The 25156-nt window shown below is 71.5% G+C and carries 20 protein-coding genes; 10 read left to right on the top strand and 10 right to left on the bottom strand.

What is annotated here, in order from left to right:
* Positions 1-7: 7 nt before the first annotated feature.
* From MNOD_RS24830 to MNOD_RS24810, 5 genes are all read right to left on the bottom strand, one after another.
* Entirely contained in the window at positions 8-1111 is a 1104-nt protein-coding gene (locus MNOD_RS24830; protein ID WP_015931710.1) for a class I SAM-dependent methyltransferase, read from the bottom strand.
* On the bottom strand, positions 1108-2004 hold the full coding sequence (gene lgt, locus MNOD_RS24825; RefSeq protein ID WP_015931709.1) for a prolipoprotein diacylglyceryl transferase: 897 nt from the start codon (positions 2002-2004) through the stop codon (positions 1108-1110). The genes MNOD_RS24830 and lgt overlap by 4 nt, the downstream gene beginning before the upstream one ends.
* A 59-nt stretch (positions 2005-2063) precedes the next feature.
* The gene (gene ilvA, locus MNOD_RS24820; protein WP_015931708.1) at positions 2064-3611 is read right to left on the bottom strand and encodes a threonine ammonia-lyase, biosynthetic; all 1548 of its coding nucleotides are present in this window, start codon (positions 3609-3611) and stop codon (positions 2064-2066) included.
* Between the two features lie 92 nt (positions 3612-3703).
* The gene (locus MNOD_RS24815) at positions 3704-4771 is read right to left on the bottom strand and encodes an AbrB family transcriptional regulator (RefSeq protein ID WP_043749363.1); all 1068 of its coding nucleotides are present in this window, start codon (positions 4769-4771) and stop codon (positions 3704-3706) included.
* A gap of 192 nt (positions 4772-4963) precedes the next feature.
* Positions 4964-5905, bottom strand: a complete 942-nt coding sequence (locus MNOD_RS24810) for a LysR substrate-binding domain-containing protein (RefSeq protein WP_015931706.1) — start codon at positions 5903-5905, stop codon at positions 4964-4966.
* A 191-nt stretch (positions 5906-6096) separates the two neighbouring features.
* Between MNOD_RS24810 and MNOD_RS24805 the strand changes: the two genes are divergently transcribed.
* The 6 genes from MNOD_RS24805 (at position 6097) to MNOD_RS24780 (ending at position 11451) form a co-directional block, all read left to right on the top strand.
* Entirely contained in the window at positions 6097-7686 is a 1590-nt protein-coding gene (locus MNOD_RS24805) for a catalase (RefSeq protein WP_015931705.1), read from the top strand.
* Positions 7687-7921: 235 nt separating this feature from the next.
* A complete protein-coding gene (locus tag MNOD_RS24800; protein ID WP_015931704.1) occupies positions 7922-8440 on the top strand; it encodes a MarR family winged helix-turn-helix transcriptional regulator in 519 nt (172 codons plus the stop codon).
* Positions 8437-9216, top strand: a complete 780-nt coding sequence (locus MNOD_RS24795) for a DNA alkylation repair protein (protein ID WP_015931703.1) — start codon at positions 8437-8439, stop codon at positions 9214-9216. Before MNOD_RS24800 ends, MNOD_RS24795 begins: the two co-directional genes overlap by 4 nt.
* Positions 9201-9539 carry a DUF6616 family protein gene (locus tag MNOD_RS24790; RefSeq protein ID WP_015931702.1) on the top strand — a complete coding sequence of 113 codons (339 nt, stop codon included), beginning with the start codon at positions 9201-9203 and terminating at the stop codon, positions 9537-9539. The genes MNOD_RS24795 and MNOD_RS24790 overlap by 16 nt, the downstream gene beginning before the upstream one ends.
* Positions 9540-9782: 243 nt before the next feature.
* A complete protein-coding gene (locus MNOD_RS24785) occupies positions 9783-10763 on the top strand; it encodes an IS110-like element ISMno29 family transposase (RefSeq protein WP_015927424.1) in 981 nt (326 codons plus the stop codon).
* A 307-nt stretch (positions 10764-11070) separates the two neighbouring features.
* Positions 11071-11451 carry a RidA family protein gene (locus MNOD_RS24780; protein ID WP_043752024.1) on the top strand — a complete coding sequence of 127 codons (381 nt, stop codon included), beginning with the start codon at positions 11071-11073 and terminating at the stop codon, positions 11449-11451.
* An 18-nt stretch (positions 11452-11469) separates the two neighbouring features.
* Here MNOD_RS24780 and MNOD_RS24775 read toward each other — a convergent pair whose 3' ends face one another.
* The 5 genes from MNOD_RS24775 to MNOD_RS24755 form a co-directional block, all read right to left on the bottom strand.
* Positions 11470-13158, bottom strand: a complete 1689-nt coding sequence (locus tag MNOD_RS24775) for a methyl-accepting chemotaxis protein (protein ID WP_015931700.1) — start codon at positions 13156-13158, stop codon at positions 11470-11472.
* Positions 13159-13577: 419 nt separating this feature from the next.
* On the bottom strand, positions 13578-15779 hold the full coding sequence (locus MNOD_RS24770; protein WP_015931699.1) for a 3-hydroxyacyl-CoA dehydrogenase NAD-binding domain-containing protein: 2202 nt from the start codon (positions 15777-15779) through the stop codon (positions 13578-13580).
* A gap of 72 nt (positions 15780-15851) precedes the next feature.
* Positions 15852-16325, bottom strand: a complete 474-nt coding sequence (locus MNOD_RS24765) for a DUF2059 domain-containing protein (protein WP_015931698.1) — start codon at positions 16323-16325, stop codon at positions 15852-15854.
* Positions 16326-16461: 136 nt separating this feature from the next.
* A complete protein-coding gene (locus MNOD_RS24760; RefSeq protein WP_015931697.1) occupies positions 16462-17670 on the bottom strand; it encodes an acetyl-CoA C-acetyltransferase in 1209 nt (402 codons plus the stop codon).
* Positions 17671-17870: 200 nt separating this feature from the next.
* A complete protein-coding gene (locus MNOD_RS24755; RefSeq protein WP_015931695.1) occupies positions 17871-19664 on the bottom strand; it encodes an acyl-CoA dehydrogenase C-terminal domain-containing protein in 1794 nt (597 codons plus the stop codon).
* A 228-nt stretch (positions 19665-19892) separates the two neighbouring features.
* Between MNOD_RS24755 and MNOD_RS24750 the strand changes: the two genes are divergently transcribed.
* From MNOD_RS24750 to MNOD_RS24735, 4 genes are read left to right on the top strand one after another with little or no spacing between them, the layout of a single operon-like run.
* The gene (locus MNOD_RS24750) at positions 19893-20990 is read left to right on the top strand and encodes a molybdopterin-binding protein (protein ID WP_043749359.1); all 1098 of its coding nucleotides are present in this window, start codon (positions 19893-19895) and stop codon (positions 20988-20990) included.
* A complete protein-coding gene (locus MNOD_RS24745) occupies positions 20987-22966 on the top strand; it encodes a molybdopterin biosynthesis protein (protein WP_015931693.1) in 1980 nt (659 codons plus the stop codon). The genes MNOD_RS24750 and MNOD_RS24745 overlap by 4 nt, the downstream gene beginning before the upstream one ends.
* Positions 22966-23505 (top strand): molybdopterin-guanine dinucleotide biosynthesis protein B, encoded by a 540-nt coding sequence (gene mobB / locus MNOD_RS24740; protein WP_015931692.1) that lies wholly within the window; start codon positions 22966-22968, stop codon positions 23503-23505. The genes MNOD_RS24745 and mobB overlap by 1 nt, the downstream gene beginning before the upstream one ends.
* Positions 23489-24742 (top strand): molybdopterin molybdotransferase MoeA, encoded by a 1254-nt coding sequence (locus MNOD_RS24735; RefSeq protein ID WP_015931691.1) that lies wholly within the window; start codon positions 23489-23491, stop codon positions 24740-24742. The genes mobB and MNOD_RS24735 overlap by 17 nt, the downstream gene beginning before the upstream one ends.
* The last annotated feature ends 414 nt before the right edge of the window (positions 24743-25156 follow it).

The following is a 25156-nucleotide window of genomic DNA, read 5'->3' as shown; positions in this document are numbered from 1 at the left end:
GCGGCGCCTATCCGGAGAGGGTGGAGCGGGGGAGGGCGGGCAGGCTCGGCAGCCCGGGACCAGAGACGCCCAAAACCTTAAAGAGCCGCCCCATTCCGGTGGGCGCATCGTCGGTGAGCCGCGCGGCGCCCGCCGCGATGGCAGCTGCCTGATCCGGCCGCGCCCGGGCCGACAGCCGCTCCACGCGCGAGCCGAGGCCGAGCGCCAGCAGGAAATCGCGCTGCATGACCGGCCCGTGGATGGCCGCGCCCGCCTCGCTCGCCGCACGGGCGAGGCCGCCGAAATCGACCTGCGCGGTAAGGTCGGTCTCCCCCGGCGCGTCGAGCACGCCGATCCTGCGGTGCCGGGAGACCGCCTGGAGCGTGTCGGTGAGGCCGAGGCCGGCTTCGCCGTAATCGATTGCGAGAAGCGCGCCGCCGTCCCGCACGAGGCGGCCGGCGAGAATGCGCATGAGGGCGAGCGCCACCGAGGGAACAGTCAGCACCGCGCCCTCCGGCGCCGCGACCGCAAGGTCCGGCACCGGGTCGGGGTCGAGGCCGAAGGCGAGGCCGGTGCCGTCCGCGGCGAGGCCGACCCGGCGCATGCACCAGCCGCGGGCGGTGCGCTCGTATTGGCGCACTGGCAACGCGTCGAAGAACTCGTTGGCGAGGATGAGCAATGGTCCCGCCGGCACGTCCTCGACCCGGTCGTGCCACGCGATCGGCCGGCCGATCGGGGCGAGGCGCTCCCGCTGCGCGGCGCGCAAGCTCGGGCTCGTCTCCACGAGGTGGAGATCGACCGCCTCCGCGAAGGCGGGCAAAGCGGTTCGGATGGCCCGGAGCGCGTCCGCCATCAGCGTGCCGCGGCCGGGGCCCAGCTCGACGAGGCGGCAGGGCGAGGGGCGACCCATCTCGTGCCAGACCGAAGCCGCCCAGAGGCCGAGGAGTTCGCCGAAGATCTGGCTGATCTCGGGCGCGGTGGTGAAGTCGCCGGCGGCCCCGAGCGGATCGCGGGTACGATAATAGCCGAAGCGCGGATGGCCGAGGCAGAGCGCCATGTAGTGCTCGACCGGGATCGGGCCGTTCTCAGCGATGAGCGCCCGCAGTTCCGCGAGCAGGGGCGTCGGGCTCACGCCGAATGCGCCTCGGCGTCGGCGGGCCCCTGCTCCAGCCGCGGGCGGGGCGCCGTGGCGCCCCGGAGCGCCAGCGCGATCACCACGATCCCGATGACGACCATCGGGATGCAGAGCAGCATGCCCATGGTGATGCCGCCGTTCAGCGCCGAGACCTCCGTGCCGAACAGGAAGCCGAGCTGCGGGTCGGGCTCGCGGAAGAACTCGCAGGCCGTGCGGGCGATGGCGTAGCCGAGGACGAAGATGCCCCCGAGGAGGCCCGGCCGCCGGAAGCCGAAGCGGCGCATGGCGAGCGCCATGGCGAGGAAGAGCAGGAGCCCCTCGGCCCCCGCCTCGTAGAGCTGGCTCGGATGGCGCGGCACCGGGCCGCCATTCGGGAACACCACCGCGTAGGGGAAGTCCGGCGCCGGCCGGCCCCACAACTCGCCGTTCACGAAATTGGCGATGCGGCCGAAGAACAGGCCGATCGGCACCGCCACGGCGGCGAGATCGAGGAGCGCGAAGCCGCTCAAGCCCCGCGCGCGGGCGAACAGCACCAGGGCCAGCACGGCACCGAGAAAGCCGCCGTGGAACGACATGCCGCCGCGCCAGATCGCCAGGATCTCGGCCGGATGCGCCAGATAGGCGCTAAGATTGTAGAACAGCACGTAGCCGATGCGCCCGCCGAGCACGACGCCGAGGGCCACCCAGACGATCAGGTCGTCGATATCCGCGCCTGAGGGCCGCCGCACCGGTCCCCAGAGGGACGGGAGGGCGACGAGGCGCTTGGCATAGAACCAGCCACCGACGAGTCCCGCGATATAGGCGAGCGCGTACCACTTGATCGCGATCGGCCCGATCGCGATGGCGACCGGGTTGATGGCGGGAAAGGGAATCGCGAGGAGCGGCATCATCGGGCGGCAGAGGTGAACCGACCGCGGCCCAGCGTCAACCTGCGACGCTGCCGCGGGGATCAGGCCGGAGGCGGCGCCTCGGCGCTCATGTTCCCGTCGAGGAAGAGCCGGTAGGCCGGGTTGCCGCTCTCGTCGTGATAGGGATAGCCGAGGTCGTCGAGGGCCCGCTGGAACCGGGTGCGGTCGCTCTCCGGAACCTGGATCCCGGCGAGGATGCGGCCGTAATCGGCGCCGTGGTTGCGATAGTGGAACAGGGAGATGTTCCACGCGTCGCCGAGCCCGTCCAGGAACTTCAGGAGCGCGCCCGGCCGCTCGGGGAACTCGAAGCGGAACAGCCGCTCGTCCGTCAGGCCCGGCACCCGTCCGCCAACCATGTAGCGGACATGGGTCTTGGCCATCTCGTTGTCGCTGAGGTCGAGCACCGGATAGCCGGCCTCGGTCAGGCTCGCGATCAGCGCGCGCTTCTCGCCCGGCTGCCCCTGGAGCTGCACGCCGACGAAGATGTGGGCGTCCGGGCCTTCCGCGTAGCGATAGTTGAACTCGGTGATCGCGCGTTGGCCCAGCGCCTGGATGAAGGCCCGGTAGCTGCCGCGCCGCTCGGGGATGGTGACGGCGATCAGCACCTCGCGGCGCTCGCCGAGCTCGGCCCGCTCGGCGATGTGGCGCAGCCGGTCGAAGTTGAGGTTGGCGCCGCTGTTGATGGCGACGAGCGCGCCGCCCGGACCGGCCCCGTTCTCCGCCGCCCAGGCCTTGAGCCCCGCCACCGCGAGCGCGCCGGAGGGTTCCGAGATGGCGCGGGTGTCGTCGAACACGTCCTTGACGGCAGCGCAGATCGCGTCGGTGCCGACCGTGACGACACCGTCGAGATACTCGCGGCAGAGCCGGAAGGTCTCGGCGCCGGCCTGCCGCACCGCGACGCCGTCGGCGAACAGCCCGACGGAGTTCAGCACCACGCGCTCGCCCGCCTTCAGGGCCGCCGCCATGCCGGCCGCATCTTCCGGCTCGACGCCGATGACCTTGGTCTCCGGCCGCAGGAACTTCACCACGATGGCGATGCCGGCCGCGAGGCCGCCGCCGCCGATCGGCACGAAGATCGCCTCGATCGGCCCGGAATGCTGGTGGAGGATCTCGAGCCCGATCGTGCCCTGGCCGGCGATCACCTCAGGATCGTCATAGGGGTGGATGAAGGTCAGCCCCTGCTCGGCTTCCAGCGCCTTGGCATGCGCGTAGGCCTCGTCGAAGGCATCGCCGTGCAGCACGGCGTTCCCGCCGCGCGCCCGCACGGCCTCGACCTTGATGGCGGGGGTCGTGCGCGGCATCACGATCGTCGCCCGCGCGCCGAGCTTGGCTGCGGCGAGCGCCACGCCCTGGGCGTGGTTGCCGGCGGAGGCGCAGATCACGCCGCGCTCCAGCGCCTCCCGGGACAGCCCCGCCATCTTGTTGTAGGCGCCGCGCAGCTTGAAGGAGAAGACCGGCTGCAGGTCCTCCCGCTTGAGGAGCACCGGCGCACCGATCCGGCCCGAGAGGCGCGGCATCCGGTCGAGCGGGCTCTCGATGGCCACGTCGTAGACGCGGGCGGTGAGGACCTTCTTGATGTAGTCGTGCACGGGACGATGTCCGGATGGCGGGAGGGGCGGAACCTTCCGCAAAGGCTGCCCCATAGCCGGTTTCGGCGCGCGACGCGAGCGTGGGCGTCAATTCAGCCGAGGCTCCGCGAGATCCACTTGGCGACGAGCGGCCCGGTGATGATGACGACGAGGAGCCGCAGCGTCTGGACGGCCAGCACGAAGGAGACATCCGCCCGCGAGCCCACCGCGATGATCGCCACCGAATCGAGGCCGCCGGGGCTCGTGGCGAGGATTGCCGTCAGGAGGTCGATCGGCAGCACGAAGGTGAGGCCGAAGGCCCAGACCCCGCAGAGCGCGATCAGGCCGAGGGTCGCCGCCAGAACCCCCGGCAGGGCGTAGAGGGTCGCGCGCACGGTCGCCCGGGTGAAGCGCAGCCCGACCGTCCAGCCGACCGCCGCATAGGCGAGGGCGAGCAGCCAGTCGGGCAGGCTCATGCTGGCCTGACCCGTGGCGTGGAGTGTCGCGCCGATCACCAGCGGTCCGATCATGGCGCCGGACGGGATGTTGAGCCTGCGGCCGAGCCACGCCCCGAGGGCCGCGACCGCCAGGGTCGCCAGCACGGCGCCCGGCTCGGGCGCGCCGACGGGGGCCGGCAGGCCGGCCGGTGCGTCGCCGACGAAAAGCCGCGCCACGATCGAGGCCGACAGCGCCACGCAGGCGACGCGCAGGTACTGCATGAAGGCGACGAGGCGCGGATCGGCGCCGTATTCCTCCGCCATGGCCACCATGGCGGCGGCGGCGCCCGGCGAGGAGCCCCAGGCCGCGGTGGTGCCGGGCAGGAGCCGGATGCGGGTGAGGAGCCAGCCCACGGAGGCGCTCGCCAGCACCGTCACGCCGACCACGGCGAGCATCAGGATTCCGTCCGCCATCAGTGTCCGCACGATGGAGGCGTTGACCGCATGGGCCACGAGGCAGCCGATCAGCGCCTGCGCGGCGAGGAAGCCGGCCTTCGGCACCCGGATCGCCGCGCCCGACACCCCGAAGCCGATCGCGGCGAGCATCGGCCCGAGCAGCAGGGCGGCCGGGAATCCCGCCGCGGAGAGGACCACGGAGAGGCCCGCCGACGCGGCGACGAGGCCGATCCATTGCGGGGCCGCGTACGCGACGGATCGGCGGAGGTCCAGGTCGGCAGGCTTCATGGCAAGCATCTTTTGGCCGCCCGCGCCCGATCCGGAAGCGGATCCGTCGGGGGACGACGCAGAGGGTCGCTAGAGCATTTTCCGACGAAGTGGATCCCGGTTCGTCGCAGAAAATGCGGCGAAATCAAAAACCTGGAGCAGGATCCGTTCCACCGTGAACGGACCCTGCTCTAGCGGCGAATCATGGCCCTGTCATGCCGAACCGGGCGCCTCCGCGTCGCTGCAGGCAAGCGTTGCACCCGGTGCATGCGCCCGGAAGAACGTCGCGAGCCGCCCCAGCCCCTCGCCGCGCGGATCGCTGGAGCGCCATGCGAGGGCGATCACGCGGTCGGGGCCGCCCTCGGCGAAGTGCCGGCAGACCGTGAGGCCGCTCGGATCCGGGCCGCTCGGCACGGCGAGCGCCGGCAGGAGCGTGTAGCCGGCGCCCGCCGCCACCATGGAGCGCAGGGTCTCCAGGCTGGTGGCGTGCCGCCCCGCCCCCGGGCCGGCCCCGCAGGCCGCCACCGCCTGATCGCGCAGGCAGTTGCCCTCGTCGAGGAGGAGCAGGTCACGCCCGGCGAGGTCGGCGGCCTGCGGCGCATCCCCGACCGCGAAGGCGTGATCGGCCGGACAGGCGAGCAGGAACGGCTCGCGGAACAGCGGCACCACGGTCAGTCCCGCCTCGGCGATCGGCAGCGAGACGAGGGCGGCGTCGAGCCGGCCCTCGCGTAGCCCCTCCAGGATCTCGGCGGTGCGCCCCTCGCTGAGCGCGAGCGCGAGTTGCGGGAAGTCCTGGCGCAGCTGGCGCAGCACCAGAGGGAAGAGATAGGGGCCGAGGGTCTGGATCGCCGCGAGCACCAGCCGGCCGGCGAGGGGGGCGCCGTGGCCCTCGCGGGCCAGAAGCAGCAGGCGGTGCGCCTCGGCCAGCACGGCCCGGGCCTGCCGCACCAAAACCTGGCCGCCCGGGGTCAGCAGCACCCGCCGGTTCGTGCGCTCGAAGATCGTCAGCCCGAGCGCCTCCTCCAGCTTGCGCACCTGAACGCTGAGCGTCGGCTGGCTGACATTGCAGCGCTCGGCCGCCCGCCCGAAGTGGTTTTCGTCAGCGACGGCAACGACATATTCGAGATCGCGAAGGGACAGGCCGGCAAGGTTCATAGGCGCTGTCTATCATTGATTTCGCAACGATGCATTGGCCATGCGGTCATGTGCGGGCCATAAGCCGAGGCGAGAACGGTTCTAAGGGCGGTTGGGGCCGACGCCCCCCGACCCTATGTCAGCCGTCCTCGCGCGGTGCCGATCTTTCCCTGCGAGCCGGCGTCGCGCCCTTCGGTTCAAGAGGAGGCTTCATGAGCGATCAACGCCCCATCCTGACGACCCGCCAGGGCCATCCGGTCCGCGACAATCAGAGCCTGCGCACGGTCGGCGAACGGGGACCCGCGACGCTCGAGAACTACCAGTTCATCGAGAAGATCACGCATTTCGACCGCGAGCGGATCCCCGAGCGCGTGGTGCACGCCCGCGGCGCCGGTGCTCACGGCTATTTCGAGGCTTATGGCAAGATCGGCGACGAGCCGGCCTCCAAGTACACCCGCGCCCGCGTCCTCAACGAGACCGGCGTGAAGACCCCGGTCTTCGTACGCTTCTCGACCGTGGCCGGCGCCAAGGAATCCCCCGAGACCGCCCGCGACCCGCGCGGCTTCGCCGTGAAGCTCAAGACCGTCGAGGGCAACTGGGACCTCGTCGGCAACAACCTCAAGGTCTTCTTCATCCGGGACGCCATCAAGTTCCCGGACATGATCCACGCGTTCAAGCCCGATCCGGTGACGAACCGCCAGGAGGCGTGGCGCTTCTACGACTTCGTGGCGCAGCACCCCGAGTCGATCCACATGGTGACCTGGCTGAAGTCGCCCTGGGGCATCCCGGCCAATTACCGCGAGATGGAAGGCTCGGGCGTCAACACCTACAAGCTCGTCAACGCCGAGGGCGTGGCGCACCTCGTCAAGTTCCACTGGATCCCCAAGCAGGGCGTGCGGAACCTGACCAACCGGCAGGCCGCCGAGATCCAGGCGCAGGATGTCGGCCACGCGACCAAGGATCTCTACGACAACATCATGGCGGGCAACTTCCCCGAATGGGAATTCGCCGTGCAGATCATGCCGGACGGCCCGAACGACCACCTCTCGTTCGATCCGCTGGACGACACCAAGCGCTGGCCCGAGGACCAGTTCCCGCTCCTGAAGTGCGGCCGCATGGTGCTCGACCGCGTGCCGGACAACTTCTTCGCGGAGGTTGAGCAATCGGCCTTCGGTACCGGCGTGCTCGTCGACGGCATCGACTTCTCGGACGACAAGATGCTGCAGGGCCGGACCCTGTCCTACTCGGACACGCAGCGCTACCGCGTCGGCCCGAACTACCTGCAGCTGCCGATCAACGCGCCGCAGCCCGGCGTGAAGGTCTATTCGAACCAGCGCGACGGCCAGATGACCTACACGGTCGACGGCACCGGCCCGAACAAGCACATCAACTACGAGCCGAGCACCCTGGCCGAGGGCCTGCGCGAGGCGCCGAAGCTCGCCAAGGACTACCACCAGCCGGTGACCGGCAATCTCGGCCGCTACCAGACCAGCCGGACCGAGGACGACTACACCCAGGCCGGGGAGCGCTACCGCACCTTCGAGGATTGGGAGCGCGAGGACCTGATCGCCAACCTCGTGGCGGACATGAAGGAATGCCCGGAGCCGATCCAGCTGCGGATGGTCTGGCACTTCTGGCACGCCGACGAGGATTACGGCCGCCGCGTGGCGGAGGGCGCTGGGATCGACCTGGAGAAGGCCAAGGCCCTGCCGCCGCTCCCGGGCCGCGTCGCCCCGCACAAGCGCCTCGCCGCCGAGACCTATTCGGACGGCAAGACGGCCCAGAAGGTCGCGGCGGAGTAGGCTCTCCCGCAGCCTGATGCTGCCCGCCCGGACGCCCCCGTCCGGGCGGGCTTTTTTGTTTGGTGCCGGGCCATCCGGGGCAACGACGAGCGGTCCAGCGCCGCTATCGCCCTCGATGCCGCCAGCTCATCGTGGGGTTCGGCGGGAGCCGGCTTCGGCGAGCGCGATACGGTCCGGAGGATATCTCCGCGCGTGGCGTTGCCATATGGTAAGGCGCCATATAGTATGGCGGCGTATGATAACGCTCGAACGGAAATACGCGGCCTTGCTGGCCAGGGCGGCTGCCGATGATGCGGCCCCGGTCGAGGAGATGCGCCTTTGCTTCGAGGTGCTGGCGCTCGCCGCCGCCATCGATCGCGACTGTGCGGCGCGCCTTGGGCCGCACGGCCTGTCGGAAGGCAAGTTCGTTCTCCTGTTCCTGCTGGAGGATGCAGAGGACGGGCTGTCGCCGCACGAACTGGCGGATCGGGCCGGCGTCACCCGCGGCACGGTGACGGGACTGCTCGATGGCCTCGAACGCGCCGGCTTCGTTCGGCGCCTCTCGCACGATGAAGACCGCCGCAGGCTCGTCGTGCGGCTGACACCAGAGGGCCGCCGGCTGGCGAAGGATCTCATCGCCGAGCATGGTCGGTGGATCGGCTCGCTGTTCTCGGACCTCTCCGGGGAGGAGCGCGCGGTGCTGAGCCGCCTCCTCGCGCGGGCCTTTGAGCGCACGGGCACCGGTGCCGAAGCGGACGGGAGGGCCGAGGCATGAGCCCGCTGCCCGACCGGCTCGCCGCCATCCAGGCGGGCTTACGGGAAACCGCGACCCTGGCCGAGGTGCTGGCGGTCGATTGTCCGGCGCTGCTGCGGGCGGTCTTCCCTGCGCTCGCATCCGAGTGCCGCGCCGAGGTGGAGGCGCTGTCGGGGAGCGGAATCCTGGCGCGCATGACGGCGATGGGCCATCTGCTACTCGACCGGCTCGGCCCGGCCGAGATCGCGCTCCTTGCCGCGCATCCGAGCGATACGGTGCGCGGCTGGGCCTGCTTCATGATCGGCGCGCGCGACATGCCGCTCCCCGAGAGGCTGACGGCGATCCGCCCGCTCGCGGATGACCACCATTTCGGGGTTCGGGAATGGGCGTGGCTCGCCGTCCGCCCTGCCATCGCGGCCGACCTCGACGCTGCCTTTGCCGGCCTCACGGGCTGGACCGGCGACCCGTCCGAGCGCATCCGCCGTTTCGCCTGCGAGGCGACGCGCCCCCGCGGCGTCTGGTGCCGCCATCTCGCCGCGCTGAAGGCCGATCCGCAGCCGGGACGGGCGCTGCTCGACCCTCTGAGGGCGGATCCGTCCGCCTATGTCCAGAACTCGGTCGGCAACTGGCTGAACGATGCGGCGAAGACGCGCCCGGACTGGGTCCGCGGCGTGATCGACGATTGGCTGTCCGGCCACCCCGCACCGGTCACCGGGCGGATCGCCCGCCGCGCCCTCCGCTCCATCGACAGAATCACTCCCGCCGAGAAGGACCCGCCCTCATGCACCACATGCTGATCGAGCTCTATGCGCCGAAGCCCGCTTGGCTCCGGCTCGACGCGGATGCGCGGCAGGCCGTCTTCTCCCGAATCGGCGAGGGGATGGGCGCGATCCTGGCGCTCGGCATCGAACCGCTGGCCTTCGGCGAGATCGCCGGAGATGTCGCCAACTCCGCCGGACAGCGATTCTTCGCCGTGTGGCGAGCGCCTGACCGCTCGGCCCTGGACGCGCTGGTGGAGGGCATCGCCGCGTCCGGGTGGCACGACTATTTCGAGACGGTGAACGCCGCCGGCGAGGCAGTCGACCTCACGGCGCATCTCGGCCAGCTCGCGGCCGCGTGAGACCGTCTCCGAACGCTTGGTTCGGAGACGGTCGACGATCGGCGCGCCCGGCCTCCCGCTCCCTCTTGCATGTTTGACGGGCCGACCAGCGCACCAAGCTGTGAGGTGCGTCGCGGCCGGTGGCCACCGGCCGCGACGCGGGCGGCCGGGATCGATCTCCCTCTAGGATTGGCACCGTGGGAAAGCAGGATCCGGCCGCCCTCTGGCTCTTGTCCTGAACAGATGCTGGGGAGCAAGTCCCGTATGCAAGGCAAGGAAGTGTCCAAACAAGAGACCGCGGGCAAGTCTAGCGTGGGGATCGACGTCAGCAAGAGCTGGCTCGACGTCCACGTCCTCCCCTCCGGCCAAGCCCAGCGGTTCGCCAATACCGAGGTCGGCATCCGGCAGCTCAAGCGCTGGCTTGGGCGCTTTGCTCTGGGGCTGGTCGTGGTCGAGGCCACCGGCAAGTGGCACCGCCAGACCCGCCGCAGCCTGCATGCCTCGGGCCTGCCGGTCGCCGTCGTCGATCCGTTTCGGGTGCGCATGTTCGCCAAGGCGCAAGGCATCTGGGCCAAGACCGATCGGCTCGATGCCCGCGTGCTGGCGCAGTTTGCCGCGGTGATGGCCCCCCCGCAGCGCCCGCCGGCCTCGGACGCGCTCGAAGCGCTCCAGGAACTGGTCGCGGCCCGCGACAGCGCCGTGGCCGAACAAACCGCCCTCAAGAACCAGCTGGCCGCGGCCGCAAGCCCGTTCCTGATCCGCCAGCTCCAGGACCGTCTGGCCAGGATCGCCGCGGACATCGAGGCCCTTGCCGGCGAGATCCGCCGGCTCATCGCGGCCGATCCCGGACTGGCCCGGCGGCATGCCATCCTGGTCTCGATCCCCTCGATCGGGGACACGATCGCGGCCACCCTGGTGGCCAGCCTGGCCGAGCTGGGCACCTGCAGCAGCCGGCAGATCGGCCTGCTGGCGGGCCTGGCGCCGGTCGCCGACGATTCCGGCGCGCGCCAGGGCGTGCGGGTCATCTGGGGCGGCCGCCCGCCCGTGCGCCGCGTCCTCTACCTCGCGGCGCTCTCGGCCGCCCGCCACAACGCCGGCCTGAAAGCCTTCCACGAACGCCTGATCGCCAACGGCAAGAAGCCAAAGTGCGCCATCATCGCCGTGGCCCGCAAGCTCGCCGTGCTGGCCAACAGCCTCATCGCTCAGGACCGCCTCTGGACGCCAAATCAGCCCCAACAGGCTTGACGCCAAACACAGATGCTTTCCCGGGCGCATGCAGCGTCAGCGGAGTGCGACCCGGGACCCAGCACAGGACGTCGCACAGCGACCGCTGGTCAGCCACGGTGAAGACATGCGGAGCCGCTTCGCGGCGAGTCCTCGTGCTGGTTCCCGGATCTTCTTCCGCTGACGCTGCAGTCGTCCGGGACAGAGGGAGCGGGATGGGACGGAGCAGAGTTCCGCGCCGGCCCGACCCGCATCGAGGACATCGCGAAACTCACCTGCTCGCGTATCGTGCCATTGGCGGCCGATGGGGACCGGGATGGACTTGGAGATGCGCAGGCAGGTCGACGGCGGCTCGCCCTTCGAGCGGGCCTACGGGTATTCCCGGGCCGTGGTGCAGGGCGGCTTCGTGTTCGTCGCCGGGACGACGGGCTACGACTACGCCACCATGAGCATGCCGGAGGATCCGGCCGCACAGGCGGAGGCGTGCTGGCGGACCATCGCGGCAGTCCTCGCCGAAGCCGGCTCCTCCCTGGAGCAGGTGGCGCGGGCGACCTACTACGTCACCGAGCGCAGCCATGCGGAGGCAGTGGTCGCCGTGTGCGGCCGGGTGATGGGCGAGATCAGGCCCGCCGCGACGCTCCTCGTCGTGGCGGGCCTGCTGCGGCTGGAGATGAAGGTCGAGATCGAGGTGACGGCGGCGCTGGCCTGACTGGTCAGGCGGGCGGCATCACGCCGCCCGCACGGTGGCCAGGAAGTGGACGACCTCGCCGCTCAGCCGCTCGGATTGCCGGGACAGGTCGGAGGCCGAGGCCAGCACCTGCGCGGCGGCGGCCCCGGTCTCTTCCGCGGCGCCCGCGACCGCGCCGATCGTCGCCGTGACGTCGCTCGTTCCGACCGCCGCCTGGGTGACGTTGCGCACGATCTCCTGGGTGGCCGCGCCCTGCTCCTCCACCGCCGCCGCGATCGAGCCCGAGACCTCGCTGATCTGCCGGATGACGCCGGTGATCCGGCCGATCGCCGCCACGGCCTCACCGGTCGAGCCCTGGATGCGGCCGATCTGGCCGGTGATCTGCTCGGTCGCCCGCGCGGTCTGGCCGGCGAGTTCCTTGACCTCGGCGGCGACCACCGCGAAGCCGCGGCCGGCCTCGCCGGCCCGCGCCGCCTCAATGGTGGCGTTGAGCGCCAGCAGGTTGGTCTGGCCCGCGATGGTCGAGATCATCGCGACCACGTCGCCGATCTCCGCCGCGGCCCGGCTCAGGTCCTGCACCACGGAGGCGGTCTGGCCCGCCTCGGCGACCGCTGCTCGGGCGAGTTCGGCCGAGCCATGCACCTGCCGGCCGATCTCCTGCACCGAGGCGCCGAGTTCCTCCGTCGCAGCCGAGACGGTAGTGACGTTCGCGGCCGCCTCCTCGGCGGCGGCGGCCACGGTGGCGGAGCGGCTGGCGGTCTCGGAGGCGTTCTGGGTCATGCCGTGGGCGGTCGCCTGAAGCTGGGCGGCCGCCGCCGTGACCGTGCCGAGAATGCCGCCGACGGCGGCCTCGAACCCGTCCGCCATCTCGCGCATCGCCGCCCGGCGCTGGGTCTCGGCATCCGCTCGCGCCGCGGCGGTCTCGGCCTCCAGCGCCCGCATCCGCAAGAGCGCCTCCTTGAAGACCTGGACCGCATCGGCGATGCGGCCGATCTCGGTGCGGGCGCCCTGATGCGGGACGGTGATCGCGAGGTCGCCCTCGGCGAGGGCCTGCATCGGGCGCAGGATCGACGCGATGCCGCGGGTGATGCCGCGGGTGATGAGGGCGGCGAGGATGACCGAGAGCAGGATCGCGCCGCCCGCTGCGGACAGCACCCAGGTCGTCATCTCGCCATAGAGCGCCGTCGCCTCGCGCTCGGCCTGCGCCGCGCCCTCGTTGTTGAGGCTGATGAGCCTGTCGAGGGCCACCGAGGCCTCGCGCCGCGAGGCCACGCCCTTGGCCTCGTAGAGCGCCAGCGCCTCGGCCTTCTGCCCGGAGCGGGAGAGGGTCGTCATGGCGTCGGCAACGCCGAGGAAGGCTTGCCAGTCGCGCCGGAAGGTCTCGAAGAGGGTGCGTTCCGCATCGCTGCCGATGAGCGGGAGGTAGCGCGTCGTCGCCTCGTCGAGCTTGGCGCGGCGCTGCGCGAGATCGGCATCGACGCCGGCGAGGCTCTTCTCGTCGGTGGTCAGAAGATGACGAATCAGGCTGGTGTTGTAGCGGCCGGTCAGCGCATCGATCTCGCCGGCCGTCCGTACGCTCGGAAGCCGGTCCTTCTGAACCCGCTGGAGAAGCGTGTCGATCCGCGTCAATCCCGCAAGGCTGATACAGCCGAGGCCGATCATGAGCGCCGTGAGGACGGCGAAGGCCGCCACCAGCTTTGCACGAATGGAGAGACGATCGAAGGACAAGGGAGGGCTCCTGCGGCAGCCCGATCCATGATGGGTCTGCGGGCTCTGGGACCGGATTGGTGCAGTGCAATCGTTAAGGATTCGATCTGCTGAACAAGATCGAAGCAATGCGCCGTGCAACTGATGCAACGCGATGACGGGAGCTGTCTTGGCGTGATCCATCTCGTGCGGGGACGGCGCGGTCCGATCGGTCGCCCCCCATGCCTCGCCGCGGGCGGTCACTCCTCGGCCGCGCAACCGTGCCGAGCCGGCCTCGGCGGCGTCGCACCAATACGAGGACCGCCCGCCGCACGCCGGACCGTGACTCGAACCCGCTCATCGCCGCCCGTCCTCGCGGCTGCGACGCCGCCCGGGAGGGCAGTCTGACGTCGGTTCGTCTCAGCCGGCTGGCGGCTGCGGCGGCCGGGCCGTTGTGGCAGTCAGGCCGCCTGCGTTTCGGCAGGGCGATAGAATCCCCCGCCCGTCTCCGCCATGGCAATCAGGTTGCCGGGCGGCGTGAAGCGGCCGCCGTGCCTGGCCTCCAGGCGCCGGCACAACTCCACGAAACGCCGCGCGCCCATCCCGTCGATGTAGGACAGGACGCCGCCCGTGAAGGGCGCAAAGCCGAAGCCGAGGATCGAACCGACATCGGCCTCGCGCGGATCCGTCACCACGCCCTCGCCGTAGACCCGGGCGGCCTCGACCGCCTGCGCCACCAGGAGGCGCTGCTTCAGCTCGAAGAAATCCACCGCGTCGGGGTCGAGGCGCGCGCCGGCCAGATCCGCGAGGCCGGGCCAGAGCCGCTTCGGCCCGGCCTCGGGATAGTCGTAGAAGCCCTTGCGGTTCTTGCGTCCGAGCCGGCCTTCCCGCTCGACGAGCGCCGTGAGGATGCGCTCCTGCACCGGGTTGACCGCGCCGTCCCCGAGCTGCGCCTTGGTGGCCTTCAGGATCTTCAGCCCGAGGTCGACGCCGACCTCGTCGTTGAGGGAGAGCGGACCCACCGGCATGCCGGCCTGCCGGCCGGCATTCTCGATCATCGCGGCCGGCACGCCCTCGGCGAGCATCAGGTGCCCTTCGAGTATATAGGCGCCGACGCAGCGGTTGGCGAAGAAGCCGCGGGCATCGTTGACCACGATCGGCGTCTTCTTGATCGCTCGCACGTAGTCGAGGGAAGCGGCGAGCGCCCGCTCGCCGGTTGCCCGGCCCATGATGATCTCGACCAGCATCATCTTCTCGACCGGCGAGAAGAAGTGGATGCCGATGAACTGGTCGGGCCGGCTCGACGCCTTGGCCAGGCCGGTGATCGGCAGCGTGGAGGTGTTGGAGGCGAAGATGGCCCCGGGGGGGATCGCCGCCTCGACCTTGGCGATGACCTCGGCCTTGACCGTCGGGTCCTCGAACACCGCCTCGATCACGAGGTCGCAGCCCGAAAGCGCCGCATAATCGGCCGTGGCGGTGATGCGGGCGAGGAGCGCGTCCCGATCCGCGGTCTTGGCGCGCCCCTTCATGATCTGGTCGGTGACGAGCTTGTGGGCGTAGGCCTTGCCCTTCTCGGCCGCCTCGACCGACTGGTCGATGAGGACGACCTCCAGTCCGGCCTGGGCCGTGACATAGGCAATCCCTGCGCCCATGAAGCCGGCGCCGACGACGCCGACGCGCTTCAGGCTGACGGGACCGACTGAGGCGGGGCGCCGGGCGCCCTTGTTGAGTTCGCCCATCGAGATGAAGAGCGAGCGGATCATCGCCGCGGCTTCCGGCGAGCGCAGGATCTTGGCGAAGTAGCGGCTCTCGACCTTGAGCGCGAGATCCATCGGCAGCTGCAGGCCCTCGTAGACGGATTGCAGGATCGCCTTCGCGGCCGGGTAGTTGTCGTGGGTCTCGCGGCGGTAGATGGCGTTGGCGGGCGGCCAGGTCATCATGCCGGCGGGCGAGTAGACCTTGCCCGAGGGCGCCTTGAACTTCGGCTGGTCCCAGGGCGCGACGGCCGAGCCGCCGTTCTTGATCCAGGCCTTGGCCTGATCGACGATCTCCTCGCGTTTGGCGACCGCATGGACGAGGCCCATATTGCGGGCCATGAGCGGGCGGATTTGCTCGCCCTTGAACAGCATCTGGAGGGCGTCGCCGGTCTGCATCAGGCGGGCGACGCGCTGGGTGCCGCCGGCGCCCGGGAACAGCCCGACCTTGATCTCGGGCAGGCCGACGCGGGTCTTGTCGTCATCCGAGAGGATGCGGTGGTGGCAGGCCAGCGCCAGCTCGAAGGCGCCCCCGAGGCAGGCGCCGTGCACGGCCGCCGCGAAGGGCTTCCCGCAGGTCTCGAGCTTCCGGTAGAGGAGCGTGAGGCGGCGCGATTCCTCGAAGAAGAAGCGCATGGCCTCCTCCTCGCCGCGCTCCCGCGCGAGCCGGGCATATTCCGCCCCGAGCCCCTGCAGCATCGTCAGGTCGGCGCCGCCCGAGAAGGCATCCTTGCCCGAGGTGATGACGCAGCCCTTGATGGACGCGTCAGCCGCCACCGCGTCGACGATCCGGTCGAGCTCGGCGATCACCTCCGGGGTGATGACGTTCATCGAGCGGCCGGGCATGTCCCAGGTCGCGAGCGCGATGCCGTCGGAATCGGTCTCGAAGCGGAAGTTCGTGAGGTCCATCGGGGCGTCCTTAACTCAAGGACCTGGAGCGGCCCTCCGCGGCGGGGCGAGCCGGCCGCGGAGGGGTTCCGGTCAGGGCTGTTTCGGGGCCGGGCCGGCACCCGGCTGCGGCTGCTGCTGGGCCATGGTCGCGAGCGCCAGCATGTTCATCATCCGCGTCACCGCATCCTTGGTGATGCTCGACACCAGCGAGTTCGGGTCCGCGTTCACCGCCTGGAACTTCTGGTAGACGGGATCGTCGTAGATCTTCAGGAGCTGCTTCAGCTCGTCGTCGCTGAACTTCTGGGCGTATTCCTTCGACAGTTCGTCCACGAGTTTGGCGCGCTCCTGCTCGAATCCCTTGTCGAGCTCGGGGCGCAGCCTGTCGGCCTTCTCGGCGGGCAGCGAGGCCAGCGAGCGCTCCTCGGCCTGCTTGAAGGCGAGGCCGAGATTCTTGGCGACGGTCCGCTCGATGATGGTGCGGGCGAGCGCCGCGCGGTCGTTCGCCAGCGCCGACGGGCTTGCGAGCGCGAGCGCGAGGCCGAGGAGGGGAAGCAACTTGGTCATGAGCGTTTCCTGTTGAGTGGCTTGGGAAGGCCGCCGACCGAAGGCCCGGTGGCGGCGCCAGCGTCAAGCACCCCCTTCGGACTGGAATCGTGTCCGCTGGACACGGAACCCGTGTCCGCCGCCCCAGCGAGCCGGTTCAGACCCGCTCGATGATGGTTGCGGTCCCCATGCCGGCGCCGATGCAGAGCGTCACCAGGGCCGTCGACCGGCCGGTGCGCTCCAGCTCGTCGAGCGCGGTGCCGAGGATCATCGCGCCGGTGGCCCCGAGCGGATGGCCCATGGCGATGGCGCCGCCATTCACGTTGACCTTCTCCGGATCGAGGTCGAAGGCCTGCTGGAAGCGCAGGACCACCGAGGCGAAGGCCTCGTTGATCTCGATGAGGTCGATGTCGGCAAGCGACATGCCGGCGCGCTTCAGCACCTTGCGGGTCACGTCGATCGGCCCGGTCAGCATCAGCGCCGGATCGGAGCCGATATTGGCGAAGGCCCGGATACGGGCGCGGGCTTTGAGGCCCGCGGCGGTTCCCGCCTCCTTCGAGCCGATCAGCACCGCGGCGGCGCCGTCGACGATGCCGGAGGAATTGCCCGGATGGTGGACATGGTCGAGGGCCTCGACCTCCGGATGGGCCGCGATGGCCACCGCCTCGAAGCCCCCCATCTGCGCCATCTGGGCAAAGGAGGGCTTGAGCGCGCCGAGCGTCTGCATGTCGGTGCCCGGCCGCATGTGCTCGTCGGTGGCGAGCAGGGTCAGGCCGTTGACGTCGCGCACCGGCACCACCGCGTTCGCGAAGCGGCCCTCCTGCCAAGCGCGGGCGGCGCGCTGCTGCGATTCGACCGCATAGGCGTCGCAGAGGTCGCGGGTGAGGCCGTACTTGGTGGCGATCAGGTCCGCCGAGACGCCCTGCGGCATGAAGTAGGACTTCACCGCGATGGATGGATCCACCGGCCAGGCGCCGCCGGAGGCGCCAAGCCCGATACGGCTCATCGACTCGACGCCGCCGCCGACCGTGAGGTCGTGCTGCCCGCTCATCACCTGCGCGGCGGCGAAGTTCACCGCGTCGAGGCCCGAGGCGCAGAACCGGTTGATCTGCACCCCCGGCACCTGCTCGCCGTAATCGGCGACGAGCGCCGCGGCCCGGGCGATGTCGCCGCCGGCCTCGCCGACCGGATCGACGCAGCCGAGCACCACGTCGTCGACGGCGGCCTTATCGAGTCCGTTGCGGTCCTTGAGGGCGCGCAGGGCCGTCTCGGCGAGGCGAAGCGCCGTCACCTCATGCAGGGAGCCGTCGGGCTTGCCGCGGCCGCGCGGCGTGCGGACGTGGTCGTAGATGTAGGCGTCGGGCATGGGTGCGTCGTCCCAGGATGTCTTGAGGCCGCCCGGTCGAGGGCCGCGCGGCGGATGGGAAATCGTCGGGCCGGGAGCCCGGATCAGGTGCGCGCCGCCCCGATGCGGGCGAGGCGCCCGACCGGCCCGCGGACCGCCCGAAGGCAGTCCGGCACGAGGTTGTCGGGTTCGGCCATCGGCGCTCCGGGCTCTCCTGCAGGCTAGAACATCTCGGCGGGCACCGCCATGACGGCCTCCGCGCCGGCCGAGATGCGGGCGAGCCGGGTCGCGGTCTCGGGCAGCACGCGCTCCATGTAGAAGCGGCCGGTCATCAGCTTGGCGTCCATGCGGGCGCCGATGCTGGTGCCCTCCGCCTTCCGCGCCGCCGCCGCCTTGGCGATGCGCGCCCACATGTAGCCCAGCGCCACGAGGCCCATCAGGTGCATGTAGTCGGTGGCGGCAGCCCCCGCATTGTCGGGCTTGGCCATGGCGTTCTGCATCAGCCACATCGTGGCCTTCTGCAGATCGCCGAGCGCCTGGGCGAGCGGGCCGACATAGCCCTTCAGGGTCTCGTCGGCACCGTTCTCCCTGCAGAAGGTCTCCACCTCCTGAAGGAAGCGCATCATCGCCCGGCCGCCGTCGCGGGGCAGCTTGCGGCCGACGAGGTCCATGGCCTGGATGCCGTTCGCCCCCTCGTAGATCTGGGCGATGCGGGCGTCGCGCACGAACTGCGACATCCCCGATTCCTCGATATAGCCGTGGCCGCCGAATACCTGCTGGGCCTCTACCGCATTGGCGAAGCCCCGATCGGTCAGCACGCCCTTCACCACCGGGGTCATCAGGCCCAGATGGTCCTCGGCCGCCTGCCGCTCGGCGGGGTCGGTGGCGCGGTGCGCCACATCCGCCTGGAGCGCCGTCCACATCACCAGGGCGCGGGCGGCCTCGTTGAAGGCGCGGATCGACAGGAGCGTGCGGCGCACGTCCGGATGCACGATGATCGGGTCGGCGGGCTGGTCGGGCGCCTGCGCGCCGGTGAGGGCGCGGCCCTGGAGCCGGTCCTTCGCATAGGCGACGGCGTTCTGGTAGGCGGCCTCCGACAGGCCGAGTCCCTGGATGCCGACGGCGAGCCGCGCCTCGTTCATCATCACGAACATCGCGTTGAGGCCGCGATTCGCCTCGCCGAGGAGCCAGCCCCTGGCTCCGTCGTAGTTCATCACGCAGGTCGCGTTGGCGTGGATGCCCATCTTCTGCTCGATCGAGCCGCAGGACACGCCGTTGCGCTCAGCCAGCGAACCGTCCGCCTTCACCAGGAGCTTCGGCACAACGAAGAGCGAGATGCCCTTGGTGCCGGCCGGGGCGCCCTCGATGCGGGCGAGCACGAGGTGGATGATGTTTTCCGACAGGTCGTGCTCGCCGGCCGAGATGAAGATCTTGGTGCCGGTGATGCTGTAGGAGCCGTCCGGGTTCGGCACCGCCCGGGTCTTCAGGAGGCCGAGATCCGTGCCGCAATGCGGCTCGGTCAGGTTCATGGTGCCGGTCCAGACCCCCTCGGTCATCTTCGGCAGGAAGGTCCGCTTCTGCTCCGCCGAGCCGTGGACGAGCAGGGCCGCCATCGCGCCCTGCGTCAGGCCCGGATACATCCCGAAGGCGACGTTGGCCGAGGAGACGAATTCCTGGATCGCGCTGTTGATCGTCGCGGGCAGGCCCTGGCCGCCATACTCGGCCGGCATCGACAGCCCGGTCCAGCCGCCGCCCGCATAAGCCGCGTAGGCGGCCTTGAACCCCTTCGGCGTGGTGACCGAGCCGTCCGGATGCCGGGTGCAGCCCTCGGCATCGCCCGGGAGGTTGAGGGGCGCCAGCACCTCCTCGCAGAGCTTGGCGCCTTCGGTGAGGATCGCCTCGACCACGTCCGGCGTCGCATCCGAGAAGCCCGGCAGGTTGCTGTAGCGCTCGAACCCGAACACGTCGTTGAGGAGGAACAGGACATCCTCCACGGGCGCCTTGTAGCTCGGCATCGGCCCTCGTCTCCCTCGATCCTCCGCGGTCGTCCCGCCGCGAGATAGTTTAGATCTAAACTATCTCGCGGCGGGACGGAAGGGGGCCCGCGTGCCTGACCATGCACGGCGACGACGCCTCCGATCCCTGCCCTTGATCGCGGGATCGCGATGCCGCATCCGGGTGGGCCGGATCGGCCTGACGCGGTCCGTCACGGATCGGCCGATGTCCACAGACCTCCTTCAGCCATGACGCGCCTTTCCCCTTCCGCCGTGCTGATGCCGCTTGCCGAGGCGCGGATGCGGCTGACCGCCGGCCTCCGGCCGGTGGCGCCCGAGACCTGCCCGGTCGGCGAGGCGGCCGGGGCCGTCGCCGCGTCCGATCTCGCCGCCGGCCGCGGGATGCCGCGGGGCCGCACGGCCCTGCGCGACGGTTGGGCGGTCGATGCGGCCGCGATCGTCGGCGCAACGCCCTACGCGCCCGTGTCGCTCGCGGGCTTAAGCCCCCGAGTCGAGGCCGGAGAGGCGCTGCCGCCGGGCACCGATACCGTGCTGCCCTTCGAGGCGGTGCTCGACGGCGAGGCGGTGGCCGATGCGGCCGCCGGAGAGGGCACGCGCCCGGCCGGCGGAGAGCTCCCGGAGGGCAGCTGGCTCGCGAGGGCGGGCGAGCGGCTCTCCTCCCTTCAGCTCCTGGCTCTGGCGGCGGCCGGGATCGGCGCCCTCGCCGTGCGCCGCCCGCGGATCGCCCTCGTGGCGACCGGGGAGGCATCCGACCTGCTCTCGCCGCTCCTCGCGGCGCTCGTCATCGGGGACGCGGCCCAGGTCGCGGCGACGCGATCCGTTCCGGACGATCCGGCGGCGATCGCCGCTGCCCTGGCGGAGGCCGAGGCGGACGCAGTCTTCGCGACCGGCGGCACCGGGTTCGGCGCCTCCGACCGCAGCGCCGAGGGGCTCGCTCGCGCCGGAACGGTCGCCGCGCACGGGATCGCCCTGCGGCCCGGCGAGACGGCCGGGTTCGGGGTAGCCGCGGGCCGTCCGGTTCTCCTGCTGCCCGGGCGGCCGGAGGCCGCGCTCGCCGTCTATCTCGCCCTCGGCCGTCCGCTCGTCGCGGCGCTTGCCGGGCGCATCCTTCCGCCTGCGCCCGCCGCCCCGCTCCTGCGCAAGCTCTCCTCGGTGATCGGGCTCTCCGAGATCGTCTTCGTGCGGCGATCCGCCGAGGGTGTCGAACCGCTCGGCGGTGCCGACATACCGCTTCATCGCCTCGCGCGAGCCGACGGCGCCGTGCTGGTGCCGCCCGAGCACGAGGGCTATGCGAAGGGCACCCCGGTCGAGATCCTGCCCCTGTGAGCGACGCGTTTCCCGCCGACGATTTCGCCGCCCGCCTCGCCGCCGCGGCGCGCCAGGAGCAGTTCCTGACCGTCGCCTCGCGCGAGCAGGCCCTGGCGCTCTTTCGGGCCGCGGTGCCGCATGTGCCGCTGGCCCCGGAGCCGGTGCCGCTCGCCGCCGCCCTCGGCCGGGTGCTCGCCCACGACATCGCCTCGCCCATCGACGTGCCGCCCTTCGACCGGGCCCTGGTCGATGGTTTCGCGGTGCGGGCCGCCGACACGGCGGGCGCGAGCGAGGCCGAGCCCCGCCGCCTGCGGCTCAACCGCGAGATCCTGGCCTGCGGGGTCGCCCCGACCCTCGCGGTGGCGCCCGGCACCGCCACCCCGATCGCCACGGGCGGGGTGCTGCCGCGCGGGGCGGATGCCGTCGTGATGGTCGAGGTCACCGAATACGTCGAGGACGAGGCGCCCGCCATCGATCTTGGACGCCCGGCGGCGCCCGGCCAGTTCGTGGGCTATGCGGGGGCCGACATGGCCCGCGGCGAGACCGTGCTGCGGCAGGGCATCGTGGTCACCGCCCGCGAGATCGGCATGCTGGCTGCCTGCGGCCTCGCCGAGGTCGCGGTGGTGCGCCGCCCGCGCATCGCCGTGATCTCGACCGGCGACGAGCTCGTGGCGCCGGGCGAGGCCCTGCCGCCGGCTGGCATCTACGACTCGAACGGCGCCATCGTGGCGGCTGCCGTCGCCGAGAATGGCGGCGAGGCGCTGCCCCGCGGCATCGTGCGGGACGACGAGGCGGCGCTCGCGGCGGCGCTCCACGCGGGCCTCGCGGAGGCGGACATGGTGGTGCTCTCGGGGGGCACCTCGAAGGGAGCCGGGGACGTCTCACACCGCATCCTGTCGCGGCTCGGCGCTCCCGGCATCCTGGTGCACGGGGTGGCGCTCAAGCCGGGCAAGCCTTTGTGCCTTGCCGCCGTCGGCACGAAGGCGGTGGTGGTGCTGCCGGGCTTCCCGACCTCGGCGATGTTCACCTTCCACGAATTCGTGGTGCCGCTGATCCGGGCGCTTGCCGGCCTGCCGCCCCGCGAGGAGAGCCGCGTCGAGGCGGTGCTGCCCCAGCGCCTCGCCTCCGAACTCGGCCGCACCGAATTCGTCATGGCCTCCCTTGCGAAGGGCGCGGCGGGCCTGGTCGCGCTGCCCCTCGGCAAGGGCTCCGGCACCATCACGGCCTTCTCGCAGGCGGACGGGTTTTTTGCTGTTCCGGCGGCGCGCGCCGGCCTGGAGGCGGGTGAGCGGGTCGCGGTCACCCGGCTCGGCGCCGGCGTGAGGCCGCCCGACCTGACCCTGTTCGGCAGCCATTGCCTCGGGCTCGACCGCCTGGTCGGGCGCCTTGCCGAGCGGGGCCTGCGGGCGCGGACCATCTGGGTCGGCTCGGCGGGCGGGCTCGCCGCCCTCAAGCGCGGCGAATGCGACCTTGCGAGCCTCCACCTCCTCGATCCGGAGACCGGCCGCTACAACGCGCCCTTCCTCACCGCCGGTCTCGCCCTGGCGCCCGGCTGGCGCCGCCTGCAGGGCGTGGTTTTTCGCCAGGGCGACCCGCGCTTCGCCGGGCTCGATGCGTCGCAAGCGGTGCGCCTCCTCCTCGCCGATCCGGATGCCGTGATGGTCAACCGCAACACCGGCGCCGGCACCCGGGCGCTCATCGAGGGCCTGCTCGGGGGCGCGCGGCCCGCCGGCTACTGGAACCAGCCGCGCTCGCACAACGCCGTGGCGGCGGCCGTCGCGCAGGGCCGGGCCGATTGGGGCGTCGCCATCGCGACGGTGGCGCGCGCCTACGGCCTGGGCTTCCTACCGCTCACCGAGGAGCATTACGACTTCGCCTACCGGGCGGAGCGGCGCGACGACCCGGCGCTGGCGACCTTCCTGGCGCTGCTCGCCGCGCCGGAGATGCAGGCGGATCTGCGCGAGCTCGGCTTCGCGCCGGCGGAGGGCGGCTGATGCGGGTGATCGGCCTCGCCGGCTGGAGCGGCGCCGGCAAGACGACGCTGCTGCGGCGCCTCATCCCGGCGCTGACGGCGCGCGGCTTGCGCATCGCCACCCTCAAGCACGCCCATCACGCCTTCGACGTGGACCAGCCCGGCAAGGATTCCTACCTCCACCGCGAGGCCGGGGCGAGCGAGGTGATCGTGTCTTCGGCGCGGCGCTGGGTGCAGATCCATGAGGTCGGGGAGGGGCCGGAGGCCACCCTGGCCGCGCTGCTGGGGCGCCTCGGCCCCTGCGACATCGTGCTGGTCGAGGGCTTCAAGCGCGAGGCGCATCCGAAGCTCGAAGTCTTTCGCGAAGCGAATGGCCGGCCGCCGCTCCATCCGGAGGATCCGCGCATCGTGGCGGTGGCGAGCGACGTCCCCTTCCCGGACGCCGCCGTGCCGGTGCTGCCCCTCGACGACGTCGAGGCGATCGCCGCGGCGGTGCTGGCCCGGGCGGAGCCGCTCCGCACGGTTCTCGAGAGGCTAGGGGTTCATGGCGCAACTCAGTGACGATTGCTTCGCCTTCGGGGGCCCGCTGCTCTCGGTCGATGCCGCCGCCTCCCTGATCGCCGAGCGGCTGCCGGTGGTGGCCGGCGTCGAGACCCTGCCGCTCGGGCAGGCGGATGGCCGCATCGCCGCCGAGGCGGTGCGGGCGCTCCTCGACCTGCCCCCCTTCGACAATTCCGCGGTCGATGGTTTCGCAGTCCGCTTCGCCGATCTCGCGCCCGAGGGCGAGACGAGCCTGCCCCTGCGCGGGCGGCTCGCGGCCGGCCGGGCCGAAACGGGCGTCGCGGCGGCGGGCGCGGCGGTACGGATCTTCACGGGCGCGCCGATGCCGGCGGAGGCCGATACGGTCTTCATGCAGGAGGATGTGCGCGTCGAGGGCGACACCGTCGTGCTGCCCGCGGGCCTCAGGCGCGGTGCGAACCGGCGCCCGGCCGGCGAGGATATCGGCCGCGGCGCCGTGGTGATCCCGGCGGGCCGACGCCTCTCGCCGCCCGACCTCGCGCTCGCGGCCGCCACCGGGCATGCGGCGCTGCCCGTGCGCCGCCCCTTGCGGGTCGCGGTGTTCTCGACCGGCGACGAGCTCGCCGAGCCCGGTGCCGCCCTGCGCCCGGGCGCGATCCACGACTCGAACCGCGTGCTCCTGGTCACGCTCCTGCGCCGCCTCGGCACCGCGGTGTCGGATCTCGGCATCCTGCGGGACGAGCCCGGCATCTTGCGCGAGCACCTCGCCGCGGCGGCTCGGGAGCACGACCTCATCCTGACCTCGGGCGGCGTCTCCACCGGCGAGGAGGACCACGTGAAGGCGGCGGTCGAGGCGATCGGCCGCCTCGTCTTCTGGCGGCTCGCCATCAAGCCCGGCCGGCCGGTGGCGATGGGCCTCATCGATGACGCGGCCTTCGTCGGCCTGCCCGGCAATCCGGTCGCGGTCTACGTCACCCTGCTCTTCGTGGTACGCCCGCTCCTCGCCCGTCTCTCGGGGGCGACCCTCGCGCCGCCTCCCTCCCAGCCCGCCCGGGCGGCCTTCCGCTACCGCAAGAAGACGGGGCGGCGGGAGTACGTGCGCGTCTCGCTGCGGCGGGCACCCGACGGCACCGTTGAGGCCGTCAAGTTCCCGCGCGACGGGGCGGGCGTGCTGACCTCGCTCACCGGCAGCGACGGCTTGGCGGAACTGCCCGAGGATGCGGCCGGCGTGGAGGAGGGCGACCGCGTCGAGGTGTATCTCCACCCGCTGCTGTGGTGAGCGGGGACTGGTTCCTGTCTCGGAGCTGCCTCGGCGTCCTGGCTGCACGCGGCGCATCGCGCATCATCCGTGCGGTGCTCCCTTTATCTTTCCTGGATCTCCTTCCGCTGGCGCTGCATGCGCCCGGGAAAGGGGCGGATACCAACGATCATGTCCAAAGATACGGTTTCCGGTTGATCTGTTCGGAGACAAGAGGGCGCGGGAACCGCGGGATCCCCTCTCCCGTGCGGGAGAGGGGTATGGGGATCGAAGATCCCACGTGAGGGTCCCGGACCCTTCAGAATAAAACCAAGACGGCGGTGCTGGCAGCGGCCCGGTTCAGGATACTTGCCGAACCACCTGGGCCCTCACGCGCGATCTTCGATCGCCTGCCCCTCTCCCGCACGGGAGAGGGGTTCCCCGCGCGGACTCGTC

Origin of the sequence: Methylobacterium nodulans ORS 2060, from assembly GCF_000022085.1 — a bacterium.
GTDB classification, from domain to species: Bacteria; Pseudomonadota; Alphaproteobacteria; order Rhizobiales; family Beijerinckiaceae; genus Methylobacterium; species Methylobacterium nodulans.
The sequence above is the reverse complement of the archived record's forward strand: the minus strand, read 5'-3'. Positions and strand labels throughout refer to the sequence as shown.